This window comes from Oribacterium sp. oral taxon 078 str. F0263 (genome assembly GCF_000469565.1).
Classification (GTDB): Bacteria; Bacillota; Clostridia; order Lachnospirales; family Lachnospiraceae; genus Oribacterium.
Genome location: NZ_KI273116.1, coordinates 71,995 through 86,806, shown reverse-complemented (window position 1 = coordinate 86,806; position 14,812 = coordinate 71,995). Strand labels below are relative to the sequence as shown.

At 57.5% G+C, this 14,812-nt stretch carries 10 protein-coding genes and 1 other annotated feature; of the genes, 8 read left to right on the top strand and 2 right to left on the bottom strand.

Annotated features, from left to right (window positions below):
- Positions 1–21: 21 nt before the first annotated feature.
- The 3 genes from HMPREF1986_RS06315 to HMPREF1986_RS12590 all read left to right on the top strand — a co-directional run bounded on the left by HMPREF1986_RS06315 (position 22) and on the right by HMPREF1986_RS12590 (position 5,407).
- A complete protein-coding gene (locus tag HMPREF1986_RS06315) occupies positions 22–1,443 on the top strand; it encodes a sulfatase family protein (protein ID WP_021773974.1) in 1,422 nt (473 codons plus the stop codon).
- Between the two features lie 185 nt (positions 1,444–1,628).
- Entirely contained in the window at positions 1,629–2,831 is a 1,203-nt protein-coding gene (locus HMPREF1986_RS06310; protein WP_021773973.1) for a glycoside hydrolase family 88 protein, read from the top strand.
- Between the two features lie 236 nt (positions 2,832–3,067).
- Entirely contained in the window at positions 3,068–5,407 is a 2,340-nt protein-coding gene (locus HMPREF1986_RS12590) for a hypothetical protein (protein ID WP_051273885.1), read from the top strand.
- Positions 5,408–5,724: 317 nt separating this feature from the next.
- Here the strand turns inward: HMPREF1986_RS12590 and HMPREF1986_RS06290 are convergent, their stop codons facing one another.
- Positions 5,725–7,008, bottom strand: a complete 1,284-nt coding sequence (locus HMPREF1986_RS06290) for an O-acetylhomoserine aminocarboxypropyltransferase/cysteine synthase family protein (protein WP_021773970.1) — start codon at positions 7,006–7,008, stop codon at positions 5,725–5,727.
- A gap of 102 nt (positions 7,009–7,110) precedes the next feature.
- On the opposite strand from HMPREF1986_RS06290, the gene HMPREF1986_RS13150 reads away from it, so the two are divergent.
- The 5 genes from HMPREF1986_RS13150 (at position 7,111) to ilvD (ending at position 14,445) form a co-directional block, all read left to right on the top strand.
- Entirely contained in the window at positions 7,111–7,425 is a 315-nt protein-coding gene (locus tag HMPREF1986_RS13150) for a hypothetical protein (RefSeq protein WP_021773969.1), read from the top strand.
- Positions 7,426–7,533: 108 nt separating this feature from the next.
- On the top strand, positions 7,534–9,312 hold the full coding sequence (locus tag HMPREF1986_RS06280) for a 1-deoxy-D-xylulose-5-phosphate synthase (protein ID WP_021773967.1): 1,779 nt from the start codon (positions 7,534–7,536) through the stop codon (positions 9,310–9,312).
- Positions 9,313–9,430: 118 nt separating this feature from the next.
- Entirely contained in the window at positions 9,431–11,311 is a 1,881-nt protein-coding gene (locus HMPREF1986_RS06275) for a threonine--tRNA ligase (RefSeq protein ID WP_021773966.1), read from the top strand.
- Between the two features lie 95 nt (positions 11,312–11,406).
- Positions 11,407–11,645, top strand: a binding site (T-box leader).
- Between the two features lie 86 nt (positions 11,646–11,731).
- Positions 11,732–12,715: a bile acid:sodium symporter family protein gene (locus HMPREF1986_RS06270; RefSeq protein WP_021773965.1), complete on the top strand. Its 984-nt coding sequence runs from the start codon at positions 11,732–11,734 to the stop codon at positions 12,713–12,715.
- 53 nt (positions 12,716–12,768) lie between these two features.
- Complete coding sequence (gene ilvD, locus HMPREF1986_RS06265; RefSeq protein WP_021773964.1) at positions 12,769–14,445, top strand: dihydroxy-acid dehydratase; 1,677 nt, start codon at positions 12,769–12,771, stop codon at positions 14,443–14,445.
- 51 nt (positions 14,446–14,496) lie between these two features.
- Here ilvD and HMPREF1986_RS13395 read toward each other — a convergent pair.
- The coding region (locus HMPREF1986_RS13395) for a hypothetical protein (protein ID WP_207636980.1) at positions 14,497–14,812 on the bottom strand (316 nt) is incomplete at its 5' end.

Below are 14,812 nucleotides of genomic sequence, written 5' to 3'. Positions count from 1 at the left end.
CAGAGGAGAGGAGGTCTTATCTTGGCAAACGGAAGGAATCTGATCTTTATCTTCGCGGATCAATGGAGAGCCGGTGCGATGGGCTTTGCCGGAGAGGATCCGGTATATACTCCGAATATGGACCGCTTCTGCGAGGAGTCCACCTACTGCGACCACGCCTTCAGCACCTTTCCCGTCTGCTCCCCGCACAGGGCGAGTCTGATGACGGGGAAATATCCGCTCAGCGCAGGCTTTTATACAAACTGCAAGAGGGGGCTTCCGCTGAGGCTTCGGGATGAGGAGCTTTGCATCGCACAGGTTCTGAAGGGGCAGGGCTATCGGACGGCCTATATCGGGAAATGGCATCTGGATGAGCCGGAGCAAAACCATTGCCCCGCTCCCGCCTCCGGCGCGAGGGACTGGGATGCCTACACGCCTCCGGGGATCCGAAGGCACGGCTTTGATTACTGGTGCTCCTACGGGACCTACGATCATCATCTCTCACCCCATTACTGGAGAGATGACGATACAATGATCTGTCCCGGAAAGTGGTCTCCGGAGTATGAGACGGATGAAGTGATTTCGTATCTTGAGAAGCAGGGGAAGGATGAAAGGCCCTTTGCTCTCTACCTCTCATGGAATCCGCCCCACAGCATCTATTCGGAGGTCCCGGAGCGCTATCTGAAGCAGTACGACGATGTGGCTCTAAAAAAGAATATCAGCCTGAAGGGACTCCACCACCACACGGGGGAGAGGAGCGAGATGAGCGAGGAGGAGCTCCGCCTGACCACAAGGCAGTACTACGCGGCTATCACGGGGCTGGATGAACAGTTCGGACGGATCCTTCATTTCCTGAAGGAGAGCGGTCTCTACGAGAAGAGCATCGTCGTCCTCTCCGCAGACCACGGTGATATGATGGGCTCGCACGGCCTGATGGGAAAGCACGTCTGGTACGAGGAGGCCATAAGGATTCCGCTTGTGATACATATCCCGGAGAACCGGAAGGACAGATGCCGTACCTGCATCGGCAGTCAGGACATCATGCCGACGGTGCTCTCCCTCTTGGATATCCCGGTTCCGGATACGGTAGAGGGGGGAGACCTCTCCCGCTATCTGACGGAGGAGCTCGAGGACAGGGAGCGGGTCTGTTTTCTCTGCGCCTGCCCCGGGAGGCTGGAGCTTGTGGAGGAATTTGCCCGGGAGAGCCTGCGCCCTCAGGACTTTGGCTGGAGGGGGATCCGGACGCAGGACTATACCTATATCATGGAGCTCGGCTATCATCCGGGGGAGAAGGCGAGGCGGCATCTCTATGACCTCAGAAAGCATCCCCTGGAGGAGAGGGAGGAGAGCGAAGAGGAGAGACGGGATCTGATGAAGGAGCTGGAGGGGCAGGTCATGGACTGGCTCCGCCGACAGCAGGACGGCTTCTCTAGGAGCTGGGAGACAGCCTGTGACAGCCTTTGAGAGCTGGGAGTGAGATAAAATCGACCCTTCTCTATAGGAGCTGGAAAATGCCCTGTGATAGCCTGTGAAAACGGGAAGTGAGATAAATTCGATCGTCCTTTTGCTTTAGATCTGATCCTCATGCGAAGCGGGGCGAAAAGCATAGAGAAGGACGAAGAAGGACAGAGAGTGAGGAGAGGATAGGAATGGAAAAGTGGATCGGGGAAGCGGCGCTCAGGGAGCGGGAGGAGGCCTCTTTCGAGGAGCTGGAAGGGGCCATGGACAGGGCCGTAAAGCAGACAGAGGATAATCTCCGGCTCTATCAGGGGGCCTTTCCCGAGGCCAACAGCGTGGGCGGATTCTACCCGACGGGGAAAAATACGGACTGGACGAGCGGCTTTTGGACAGGGGAGCTTTGGATCTCCTATGATTACGAGAAGGATCCGGAGAAAAAGAACTTTCTCCTCTCGGAGGGGGAGAAGGCGGTTCTTTCCTTTTCCCGCAGGATGGAGGAGCGGCATTATATCGATCATCACGATATGGGCTTCCTCTTCCTTCCTTCCTGTGTCTACGCATGGCGCTTAACGGGAAACAGGACAGCGAGGGAGACCGCACTCCTTGCAGCGGAGCAGCTGAAATCCCGCTACCGCGCGGAGGGGAGATACATTCAGGCCTGGGGAGAGATGCGGAGCGAGGGAAATGCCAGGCTGATCATCGACTGCCTTTTGAACCTTCCCCTTCTGTACTGGGCGTCCGAGGAGAGCGGGAGAGCCGAATACCGGGAGATCGCGGAGATGCACACGGAAACCACCATGCGGCACATCCTCCGGGAGGACGGGTCCAGCTGGCATACCCTCTTCTTTGACCCAAAGAGCGGGGAATTTTCGCACGGCGCGACCTGCCAGGGCTATCAGGACGGCTCGGCCTGGGCGAGAGGGCAGAGCTGGGGGATCTATGGCACGGCGATTGCGTACAGGAATACGAAAAATGCCGATTATCTTCGGGATTTTCGAAGGATTTCCGCGTATTTTCTCTCTCACCTTCCGGAGGACCTCTGTCCCTACTGGGATCTCTTCTTTGGAGACGGGGATCAGGAAGAGCCGCGGGATTCCTCCTCTCTTGCGATCGCGGCCTGTGGTTTTCTGGAGATGAGCAAATATCTCCCCCGGGAGGAGGCGGAGTACTACAGCTCTCTTTCGAAGAAGCTGCTGAAGAGCCTGATCGATCACTACCAGGTGAAGGACAGGCGGCAGTCCGACGGACAGCTCCTCCACGGCACTTATGCGAAGAAAACTCCCTTTAATACCTGTAAAAACAGCGGAGTGGACGAGTGCGTCATCTGGGGGGATTACTTCTTCATGGAGGCTCTGAACCGAATTCTAAGACCGGAGAGCATGAGCTACTTTTAAGAGCTGCCGCTTCGCTCTTCTCGCTGCCCGCGTTCTGCGGGCGGCTTTTTAATGCTTCGGATACCGCCGGAGGAAGGGCTATTGCCGCCTTGTGGGAGACGGCGGAAGAAACGGAAAAGATTTTATCATGATTAAAAGTTGAAAAGAATAAAAAAATATGTATAATAAGGGACGGATTTGCATGCTGCTGCTGAGGAATGCGGCAGGAGGGTTGTTTTGTGTATGGAGGGTGTAGGGTGAAATCAGAAAAGAGAAAGGGATCGGGAGCGGCAGTGCTTGCGGCCTGTCTGCTTCTTTCCGCCGCGGATCAGTCCGCTTACGGGAGTCAGGATTTCCACAGGGAAAGAGGGACTTCCGTGGAAACAGGAATCCAAAGGGAAACAGGCTACAGCATGGAGATGGAGGAGGATCTTCCTTCTTCCGAAGCGGATAGGGATCTGCTGCCTGCGAGCTTCAGCAATATTCCGATGCCGCGGGCGGCGCTCTATGCGTCGGAGACCGAGACGATCGACATCACGGGGCTTGCCGACCGGGACGCGGTGAAGGCCGGGATAGAGAGTGCTCTGACTGCGGGGAAGGATGTCACTGTGATCGGAAGCAAGCAGGGGATCCATTCCCTGGAGCTTTCCATCCCCGATCAGAGGAGGCTTGTCTGGAAGGCGAAGATCGAATCCGCAAATCCGGAGGATGGGGAGGCGATCTTGACAGTATCCGGGGGCTCCGGCAGCGTGTTTGAGCTTGCGGAGGGAGGAGCTGTGGCGGACCGCTCCGGAAATCATGATATGTCGGTCTGCAGCTTTAAGGACCGGCTGCAGGTCGAAATCACGGGGGGAGAAATCTCCTCTGCCTCAAATCATCCGGAGTTAAATGTGGTGGATGCCGCGGATGATGTGAAGCTTCATATGATCGGCGGACGGATCGACGCCGAAGGGGGAGAGAAGACCGGGATCTACTCGAGCGGAGATGTCGTGATCGAGGGAGGAGAGATCTTCAGCGGGAGCGAGGATGCCGCGCACTGCGGGAAGGGGATTTCGGCGAAGAAGGTCCGGATCTCCGGAGGCTTCCTCTTTGGGCACGGGAGCAGTGCGGAGGCTCTCGTCGATGCCCGGGAGGGAAGAGAGATCGACGGAGGCGCACTTGTCGCCTTCGACAAATACGCGGAAGCAGGGAGAACGCATTATCTCAAAGGCTCAAAGCGGAACCTTTCCGTTCTGCCCGCTTCGGCAAAGGCGGTCTGGGGCGCGGAAAACGGACATTCCGGGATCGAGATCAATGGAAGCTCCGGAAGCTGCTTCCGTGAGCTTCCGGGCATGCAGATCGGAGAGCTCAAGGGGATTTCCCTCCCGGAGAACAAGGTCTACGACGGGAGCGCGGCTTCCTGTACGGGGACAGCTCATATTGAGCCCGCTGCTCTTCCCGGTGGAGAAAGCATCGCGATAAAATACCAAAAGGAAAATGAGGCGGGACTTTTGGAGGAAGCTCCGTCAGACGCCGGGAAATACCTCGTGCATGCCATCATAAGCGGGGCCGGGGCCTACTCGGAGGATGCCATTACGCTCGGGGAATTTGAGATCGCAAAGAGGCCGGTCCGTCTTCTGATCGAGGATCGGACGATGACGGCGGGACAGCCTCTCCCGAGCTTTGGCTTCCGCCTGGAAGGACAGGCCGCGGGGCACGGGAGCGCGGAGGTCTTTCAGCAGAGCCCGGTCCTTACGACATCCACGGATGGAAGGACAGCGGGAGAATTCGAGATCACAGCTCTCTCTCCTCTTAGTTATCGGGAGAATTACCGGGCAGACGGGGCAAATGCCGTCGTAAAGGGGAAGCTCCTTGTGAAGGCGGCGGAGAACGGAAATCAGAACCCGGGTACGGCGGCACCGGGCGGAAACGGAGGCCAGAACCCGGGGACAGCGGCGCCGGACGGAAATGGAAGCCAGAATCCGGGGGCAGCGGCGCCGGGCGGAAACGGAAATCAGAATCCGGGGACAGCGGCACCGGACAGGAATAGAAATCAGAATTCCGGAAATGGAAATGCCGGCTCCATGGCACCGGGAGGCGGAAATCCCGGGAACGCTTCCGAAACCCCGGGCAGCGTACCGAAGCCAAATCCCCCGAAGGAGGAGGAATCGTCAAAGCAGAGGGGAGGCTCCTCCGGCGGAGGTTCCGGCAGATCCTCTGGAGGAGGCTCCGGCAGATCATCGGGAGGCGGATCCCGTTCCGGAGGGTCCTCCGGCAAGGGATCCGGGTCGCTCAGAGCCTCTGCCTCGGGAAGGACAGGGGCAAACGGAGGAAGCGGGAGCAAGGGAGAATGGATTCAGGATCAAAAGGGCTGGTGGTACAGAAATCCGGACCGCTCCTACCCGAAGTCCAGCTGGCTCTCCCTGGAATACAACGGGAAGAAGGACTGGTATTATTTTAACTCCGAGGGTTATATGCAGACCGGCTGGCAGCTCATAAGCGGAAAGTGGTACTACCTCTATGAGAAGACAGAGGGGGGAAGGACAAAGGGCTCCCTCGCGGTCAGCACCGTAATCGGAGGCTATACGGTAAACTCCAACGGAGAGTGGACAGCCTGAAATAAGATAAGTTAAGACAATAAGATAAGTTAAGATAAGATAAGATGAGATGAGATAAGATAAGAGAAAGGCCTCGGCCCCCGATTTTCCGTCGGGAGGCCGAAGCCTTTTGTTTCGATTCGCCGCGGTTCACATCGGCCGCAGTTTACAGCATTACAGCACAGCTCCCCAAGTGATGCGAAGAGCGCTGCCTTCCGTCATCTTCCTTCCGCGCGATCTCCACAAGGCGCTTTGCCTTCCCAGTGAGGAAAAGAGCGCCGCCCTCGGATATTTCTGACAGGACCTTATCCCGCGGGGGAATCGGAAGGGGCCGAAGCTTAGACGGCCTCCAGGGCATGCTTTAGATCCGCGAGCAGGTCCTCCCTGTCCTCGAGTCCCAGGGAGACGCGGATGAGACCGGGGGCTACACCGGCCGCCGCAAGCTGAGAGTCGTTCAGCTGGCGGTGCGTCGAGCTCGCCGGGTGCAGGCAGCAGCTGCGGGCGTCCGCGACATGCGTTTCGATCGCGATGAGCTTCAGCTTTCCCATAAAGCGCTCCGCGGCCTCCCTCCCGCCGGAGAGCTCGAAGGAGACGACCCCGCAGCCGCCCCCACGCAGATATTTTTCCGCGAGTCCGTGATAGCGGTTCCCCGGGAGTCCGGGATAGTTTACCTTGAGGACCTTGTCCTGTGCATCCAGGAATTCCGCCGCGGCCTGGGCATTCTCCACATGCCTTGGCATACGGACATGGAGGGACTCGAGGCCGAGGTTCAGGTAGAAGGCGTTCTGGGGGGACGGAATGCAGCCGAAGTCGCGCATCAGCTGCGCGGTGCATTTGGTAATGAAGGCCCCCTCCTTTCCGAAGCTCTCCGCATAGCAGGTTCCGTGGTAGGACTCATCCGGCGTGCAGAGACCCGGGAATTTATCCGCATGAGCGAGCCAGTCGAAGTTTCCGCTGTCCACGATCGCTCCGCCGACGGCGACGCCGTGGCCGTCCATATACTTCGTCGTGGAATGGATCACGATATCGGCGCCCCATTCGATCGGGCGGCAGTTGATCGGGGTCGGGAAGGTATTGTCCACGATCAGAGGAACACCGTGGGCATGAGCGGCTTTCGCGAATTTCTCGATGTCGAGCACGGTGAGAGCCGGGTTCGCGACTGTCTCCCCGAAGACAGCGCAGGTATCCTCGCAGAAGGCGGCGTTCAGCTCCTCCTCCGTGCAGTCCGGAGAGACAAAGCTTGCGCGGATGCCCATCTTTTTCATGGTCACGGCGATCAGATTGAAGCTCCCCCCGTAGATGCTGGAGGATGCCACGATATGAGCGCCGCACTCGCAGATGTTGAAGAGGGAGAGAAAAGTCGCGGCTTGCCCGGAGGAGGTCAGCATAGCCGCGCAGCCGCCCTCGAGCGCCGCGATCTTTGCGGCGACGAAATCATTGGTGGGATTTTGCAGACGAGTGTAGAAATACCCGCTCTCCTTCAGATCGAAGAGCCGCCCCATCGCCTCACTGCTGTCGTAGCGGAAGGTGGTGGACTGGATGATCGGGACCTGGCGGGGCTCTCCGTTTTTCGGAGTATAGCCGGCCTGAACGCAACGGGTGCCGATAGAATAATCGCTCATGCTCTCTTCCTTTCCTTAATAAAATAAACGCCCATGCCCGCATTCCCGGGCGTTTTCTCATAATTCCGCATCCCGGGAAGGGAAGCGGAGGGCAGACCTTTAATGCAGGAAACATCTTATCACAGCTTTTCCCTTGCGAGAAGCGAGATCGAAAAGAGATCGAAAAAAATACTTGACATATTGTCAGGCATGATGTTTACTTGCGCCATCCTGCGCGATGCCATGTACCTGATCGCGCATTCATATGCCGCTGCTCTGCCGTTTGATCGTTCTGCGTACCGTGCGTCTTCCGCCCCGGCGCTTACCGCGGGCCGTAAGTCTTTGTGCTGCTTCGCGCTGTCCGAAGCTCACAGACTCGGCTTCGCCCGGGAGGCACTTCTCTTCGAGAAGACTCAAGAACGCTCCGAGTCTGCCTGATGGCAGACTTCTGCGCTAGGGACTCGGCTTCGCCTGGGAGGCCTCAGCCGACCTCCCTTCGGGAGATGGATCAAACGGCAGGCGAAGCAGGAAGGGAGAACGAACAAGATGTATATTGAAAAAATCAACGGACCGGAGGATGTGAAGAAGCTGTCCTTAAGGGAGCTGCCGGAGCTCGCCTCGGAGATGCGGAAGGCTCTGATCCGAAGAGCCAGCATTCATATGGGACATGTGGGTCCGGATCTTGGATTCATCGAGGCCACGGTGGCCCTCCACTATGTCTTCTCCTCTCCAAAGGACAAGATCGTCTTCGATGTCTCGCACCAGACCTATCCCCATAAAATGCTGACCGGCAGGAAGGACGCCTATCTCTATGAGGAGCATTACGATGATGTCTCCCCCTACAGCTCTCCCGCGGAGAGCCCCCATGATTTCTTTGAGATCGGGCACACCTCGACCTCCATCGACCTGGCCCTGGGACTTGCGAAGGCCAGGGATCTGAAGGGAGAGAGGGAGAATATCATCGCGGTGATCGGAGATGGTTCCCTCTCCGGCGGAGAGGCGCTGGAGGGACTCAATATCGCGGGGGAGCTCTCGACGAATTTCATCATCCTCGTAAATGACAATCAGATGTCGATCGCGGAAAATCACGGCGGACTCTATCGAAATCTCGAGGAGCTTAGGGATACGGAGGGAAAGGCGGAAAATAACCTCTTCCGGGCGATGGGACTGGACTACCTCTATCTTTCGAATGGAAATGATATCGCATCTCTCGCTGCGGCCTTCGAGAAAGTGAAGGATATCGGGCATCCGATTGTGCTCCACATCAATACCGAAAAGGGAAAGGGCTATCCCCCGGCGGAGAGGGACAAGGAGAAATGGCACTGGCATCTCCCCTTCGTTATCGAGACGGGGGAGACGAAGGAGGAGTATCGGGATGAGGGGGAGGATTATGAGAGCGAGACCGCAAAATTCCTCCTCGAAAAGATGGAGAAGGACCCGAGCGTAATCGCGGTCAGCTCCGCCGTCCCCGGCGTGCTGGGCTTTACGAAGGAGCTCCGGGAGAGAGCCGGAAGGCAATATATGGATGTCGGGATCGCGGAGCAAAGCGGCGTCGCGGTAGCCTCCGGCATCGCAAAAAACGGCGGAAAGCCGATCTACTTCACCTCCGCGACCTTCCTCCAGAGGGCCTATGACCAGCTTTCACAGGATGTCGCGATCAACCATACGCCGGTGACGATCCTCGCCGGGAGCGCTTCCATCTACGGGATGCGGGACAAGACGCACCTCGGTCTCTACGCCCTTCCGATGCTCTCCAATATCCCGGAGCTCGCCGTGCTCGCGCCGGAGGGAAAGGAGGAGTATTTCGCGATGCTGGAATGGTCGATCGAGCAGAGGGAGAGGCCCGTCGTGATCCTGATCCCGGCGGACGATCTGCATCCGACGAATCATCCGGTCCGAAAAGACTACGGAAGGCTCGGGGAATTCTGCATGGCGAGAAGCGGAAGAGAGGCCGCGCTCCTCGCCTATGGCGCGCTCTATCAGACGGCAGAAAAAGCGGCCGACGTCCTCCGGGAGAAGCTTCATCACGAGGTCACATTGATCGATCCCTGCTATGTCTCTCATATCGACTATGCGATGCTGGAGGGACTGAAGAAGGAGCACAGGATCACCGCCGTGCTGGAGGATGGAATCCTGGAGGGCGGCTTCGCCCCGAAGATCAGCTCCTTCTACGCGGATTCCGATATGAGAGTGCTGGAGTTCGGGCTGGAAAAGAAGTTCTATGACCGCTATGACATCGAAGCTCTCCTTAGGGAGCGGCAGCTCACGCCGGAGCAGATCGCGGAGAGAATTCTGAAGGAGCTTAATGATCGGAGTCCGCTTTGAGAAAAAGCCCCCTCTGTATTTTCGGAAGAATTTATGATATATAGATAGGACCGGGGACGCTTTTATGGGGACAGGAGCCCCGGCGGCAGCGTCCTGATCTATTTATGAGGAGGAAAGCATGGACAAGGAACAATATCTTTTAGTATACAGGCACTCTCTCGCACATATCCTGGCTAAGGCGGTCATTGAGCTCTACGGGAAGGATGTGCAGTATGCGATCGGGCCGGAGGTCGAGGACGGCTGCTACTATGATTTTGTGTTCCCGAGGCCTGTGACGGAGGAGAACTTCAAGGAGATCGAGGACAAGATGCGGGAGATCATCCGGAGAAAGGAGCCCTGGACGAGAAAGGAGCTCTCCCGGAAGGAGGCGCTCGAGCTTTTTAAGGATCAGCGCTTTAAGAAGGAGATCATCGAGGATCTGCCGGAGGACGCCGTCATCACCGCTTATCATACAGGGGATGACTTCGTGGATCTCTGCCGCGGCCCCCATGTGGAGAATTCCAAGGAGCTTTTGAATGCAGCCTTCCAGATCAAGTCAACCTCCGGGGCCTACTGGAGAGGGGATGAGCACCGGGACCAGCTCCAGAGGATCTATCTCTACGCCTTCCCGGACAGGGAAGCTCTGAAGGCGCATCTTAAGTTCGTGAAGGAGGCGCAGGAGAGGGATCATAAGAAGCTCGGAGCCCAGCTGGAGCTCTTCCTCTTTGACGAGACCGCTCCCGGCATGCCCTACTGGCTCCCGAGAGGCTGGAAGATGTATCAGGCCCTCCTCAAGTATTCGAGAGAGGTACAGGAGAGACACGGCTACAGGGAGATCGCCGCACCGCTCATCAACAACAAGAAGCTCTGGCTGATCAGCGGACACTGGGCGCACTACATCAACAATATGTTTATGGTGCCCGGCGTATCCGGCTGGCTGAAGGCGGACGCGGAGATTCCGGGAATCCTGGAGAATCTCGCGGAGCAGGGAGAAGAGCCGAAGAATATAAAGATTCAGGCGGGCTCCGTCCTCTATAACCGGGAGAGGATGGATACGATGGCGGCAAAGCCCATGAACTGTCCGAATGCCATGCTCACCTATAAAAGGAAGAACCGCTCCTACCGGGAGCTTCCGATCCGCTACTCCGAGTACGATGTGCTCCACCGGAAGGAGAAGTCCGGGCAGATGAACGGTCTCTTCCGCGTGCAGGAATTCCGGCAGGACGACGATCATACCTTCGTCATGGAGTCGCAGATCGAGGATGAGATCAAGGATATCATCTCCATCGCGGATGAGATCTACTCGACTTTCGGCGTGAGCTACCGCGCGGAGCTCTCCACAAGACCCGAGGACTTTATGGGAGATATCGAGGTCTGGGACAGGGCAGAGGCGGCCTTAAAGCGGATCCTCACGAATAAGTACGGCGAGGGAGGCTTCGAGATCAATGAGGGAGACGGGGCCTTCTACGGGCCGAAGATCGACCTCCAGATCAAGGACGCGCTCGGGAGAGAATGGCAGTGCGGGACCATCCAGCTCGACTTCCAGCTCCCGCATAACTTCGGCTTAAGCTATCAGACCGCGGAGGGCGTATCGGCTATGCCGGTCGTCATTCACAGGGCGATCTATGGCTCCTTGGAGCGCTTCATCGGAATTATCATCGAAAACTTCAAGGGCGTCTTCCCCTTCTGGCTCTCCCCAGAGCAGGTCGGCATCGTCCCGATCCGAACGGAGCATAATGCCTACGCGAAGAAGGTCTTCTCGCTTTTGCAAAAGCACGGCATCCGCGTCGAGGCGGATTACTCCGAGAGCAATATGAAGGAGAAGATCAAGAAGTACAAGAATTTCAAGGACCCGTACATCCTCGTCCTCGGAGACCGGGAGGCAGCGGAGAATACCGTCTCCATCAACATGAGGGGCTCGAACCGACAGCTCAATAATATCCCGATCGAGCGCTTCCTCGCGATGTGCGAGAGGATGAATGAGGAGCACAGCCTGGAGCTTTTAGAGAGCGCGGATTGAGGATCCATCTGACATAGCTCTCATAGGAAAAAGGAATGGCGGGTGCTATTGACATATTTTTCGGCAGGCCTTAGGATAGGGAAAATTTCACAGAGAAAAAGGCTTTGACGAAAAGGAGTAGGAAGGCGGGATGCTCAAGAGAGCTGACGGTAGCTGCGAGTCAGTGCGGAACGCCTTTTGAAAATCATTTCCGAGCTGCCGCGCCGAAACAGCAGTAAGCGCGGACGGACGCCCCCGTCATCACGGGCAGCGCATTCCCATGGATGCGAAAGAGCGGCCATCTCAGGATGGCAATAAGAGTGGTACCGCAGAGGTCTGAACCTTTGTCTCTTATCGGCGTAAGCCGAAGGGGCAGGGTTCAGGCCTTTTTCTCTCTTATTCTGTGAAAGAGATGAGGCGGGGACAGAAAGGGGAAGGATTATGAAGGTTTTGGAAAAGCTGAGCGCATTTGTGAGTCGATGGATGGCGCTCCTTGTCATACTCGCGGCGGCGGTCTCGCTCTTTTTCCCGGGAGCGGTGCGCTTTATCAGCACGAAGTGGATCAATTATCTGCTCGGTGTCGTAATGTTCGGGATGGGGCTCACACTGAAGCCCTCCGACTTCACGGATGTCCTCCGGCGCCCGAAGGATGTCGTGATCGGCGCGCTCTGCCAGTTCACTTTGATGCCGCTCATCGCCTTTTTGCTCACGAAGCTTTTCCGACTTCCGCCGGAGTTTGCGGTCGGCGTCATCCTCGTCGGGACCTGTCCGGGAGGAACCTCTTCCAATGTCATGACCTATCTCTCCCACGGAGATGTGGCGCTGTCTGTGTGCATGACCTCGGTCTCCACCGTGCTCGCGCCGTTTATGACGCCGCTTCTCACGCTGCTCTATGCGGGAAAGACGGTTGATGTCAATGTCATGGGCATGTTCATCTCGGTTCTCCAGGTCGTGCTTCTTCCGATCCTCCTGGGCTTTGTCGTGAATTACTTCTTCGGGCGATTCACGCAGAGGGCGGTGAAGGCGCTTCCCCTGGTCTCGACACTCGCGATCATCCTGATCATCGCAGCGGTGGTCTCGGTGAACTCCCAGAAGATCCTCTCCAACGGACTTCTGATCATCGTCGTCGTCATCTGCCACAATCTTCTCGGCTATGCGGCGGGCTACGGCGTTGCGAAGGCGCTCCGCCTGGACACGACGAAGTGCCGTGCGATCTCGATCGAGGTCGGCATGCAGAATTCCGGACTCGCCACGGGACTTGCGCACACGCATTTTTCGCAGTATCCCCTCGCGATGATCCCGGGAGCGGTCTTCTCCGTGTGGCATAATATCTCCGGAGCCCTGCTCGCGAATTTCTTTAACGATATGAGTGAAAGGAAGAAGAGCCCGGATCTCCGGGAGGCCCAAAAGGAAAGCCTCGCGTAAGATAAAATGGGATAAGATATAAGATAAGAGAAGGAAGATAAAGGAGATTTCTGATGAACAGTGATAAGGTACGGGAGGGAATCCAGCAGGCGCCGCACAGGAGTCTGTTCAACGCACTCGGCTATACGAAGGAGGAGATGCGGAAGCCGATGATCGGCGTGGTCTGCTCCTACAACGAGATCGTGCCGGGACATATGAATCTGGACAAGATCGCGGATGCGGTGAAGCTCGGCATCGCGGAGGCCGGGGGGATGCCGGTGCTCTTTCCCGCGATCGCGGTCTGTGACGGCATCGCGATGGGACATGTGGGCATGAAATATTCCCTGGTGACGAGGGATCTGATTGCGGATTCGACGGAGTGCATGGCGAGGGCGCATCAGTTCGACGGGCTCGTGATGATTCCAAACTGCGATAAAAATGTCCCGGGCCTCTTAATGGCGGCCGCGCGGGTCAACATTCCCACCGTCTTCGTCTCGGGCGGCCCTATGCTCGCCGGACATGTGAGGGGCAGGAAGCGCTCTCTCTCCTCGATGTTCGAGGCGGTGGGGAGCTATGAGGCGGGGAAGATGTCCCTCGAGGAGCTTCGCTGCTATGAGGAAAATGTCTGCCCGACCTGCGGCTCCTGCTCCGGTATGTACACCGCAAACTCGATGAACTGCCTGACGGAGGCGATCGGCATGGGACTCCCCGGAAACGGCACGATCCCCGCGGTCTACTCCTCCCGGATCCGCCTCGCGAAGGAGGCGGGCTACGCGATCATGAAGATGGTCGGAGAGAATATCCGCCCGCGGAACATCATGACGGAGGATGCCTTCCGGAATGCGCTGACGGTCGATATGGCGCTCGGCTGCTCCACCAATACGATGCTCCACCTCCCCGCGATCGCGCATGAGTGCGGCATCGAGCTTGACATGGAGTATGCCAATGAGATCTCGGACCGCACGCCGAACCTCTGCCACCTCGCCCCGGCCGGCCCCGCCTATATGGAGGATCTCAACGAGGCGGGCGGCATCTACGCCGTCATGAAGGAGCTCAGCAAGAGGGATCTTCTCCGGCTGGACGGGATCACCGTCACGGGAAAGAGCATGAAGGAGAATATCCGCTCCGCGGTGAACCGGGACCCGGAGATCATCCGCCCGATTGAAAATCCGTTCCTGCCAAACGGCGGCATCGCGGTCCTGAAGGGAAATCTCGCGCCGGATACCGGCATCGTGAAGCGCTCCGCTGTCGCGCCGGAGATGATGCAGCATGAGGGACCGGCCCGGGTCTTCGACTGTGAGGAGGATGCGATCGAGGCGATCAAGGGCGGCAGGATCCATGAGGGAGATGTCGTCGTGATCCGCTACGAGGGCCCGAAGGGCGGCCCGGGAATGCGGGAGATGCTGAATCCGACCTCTGCGATCGTCGGAATGGGACTCGGCAGCACGGTCGCGCTGATCACGGACGGCCGCTTCTCCGGCGCCTCCCGCGGAGCGGCGATCGGTCATGTCTCTCCGGAGGCCGCGGTCGGCGGACCGATCGCGCTGGTGGAAGAGGGAGACATCATCTCCATCGACATCCCCGGAAACCGACTTAACATGAAGGTCTCAGAAGAAGAGCTTGCAAAGAGGAGAGCCGCGTGGAAGCCGAGAAAGCCGAGGGTCACGGACGGCTACCTCGCCCGCTACCAGGCACTCGTCACAAGCGGAAACCGCGGCGCGATCCTGGAGCTGCCGAAGGGGTGGGAGTGAGAGAGCGCGGAGAAGCTCCTAGCTCCTGATAGTTTCGAGATCTTTGTGTTTTTAAAGTACAATATGCCGGATGGGAGGACCTTTCTTCCCATCCGAAATCTTTGTATAATATTTTGGAGAGGAGAAAAGCCGGTTTTTGCGCCGCAATAGGAAATATGCGGGGAAGGAGAGCTTTTCTTCCGCGGCAGGCGATAAAAATGCAGAAAAATATTTTTGCGCCGCAAAACTGCATTTTCCACCGCATGAATGCTGCATTGCAGAGGACAGGATTAGAAGAACCGATATCCCCGAAGGGGACGGAAACCGGGAAGAGATAACAAAGCAGACCCAGATTATAATTAGAAGAACCGATATCCCCGAAGGGGAC

Excerpts from the sequence above, each read along its gene's own strand:
- HMPREF1986_RS06310 (WP_021773973.1), top strand. The coding sequence starts at position 1,629 with ATGGAAAAGTGGATCGGGGAAGCGGCGCTCAGGGAGCGGGAGGAGGCC.
- HMPREF1986_RS06290 (WP_021773970.1), bottom strand. The coding sequence starts at position 7,008 with ATGAGCGATTATTCTATCGGCACCCGTTGCGTTCAGGCCGGCTATACT.
- HMPREF1986_RS13150 (WP_021773969.1), top strand. The coding sequence starts at position 7,111 with ATGCAGGAAACATCTTATCACAGCTTTTCCCTTGCGAGAAGCGAGATC.
- HMPREF1986_RS06280 (WP_021773967.1), top strand. The coding sequence starts at position 7,534 with ATGTATATTGAAAAAATCAACGGACCGGAGGATGTGAAGAAGCTGTCC.
- HMPREF1986_RS06275 (WP_021773966.1), top strand. The coding sequence starts at position 9,431 with ATGGACAAGGAACAATATCTTTTAGTATACAGGCACTCTCTCGCACAT.
- HMPREF1986_RS06270 (WP_021773965.1), top strand. The coding sequence starts at position 11,732 with ATGAAGGTTTTGGAAAAGCTGAGCGCATTTGTGAGTCGATGGATGGCG.
- ilvD (WP_021773964.1), top strand. The coding sequence starts at position 12,769 with ATGAACAGTGATAAGGTACGGGAGGGAATCCAGCAGGCGCCGCACAGG.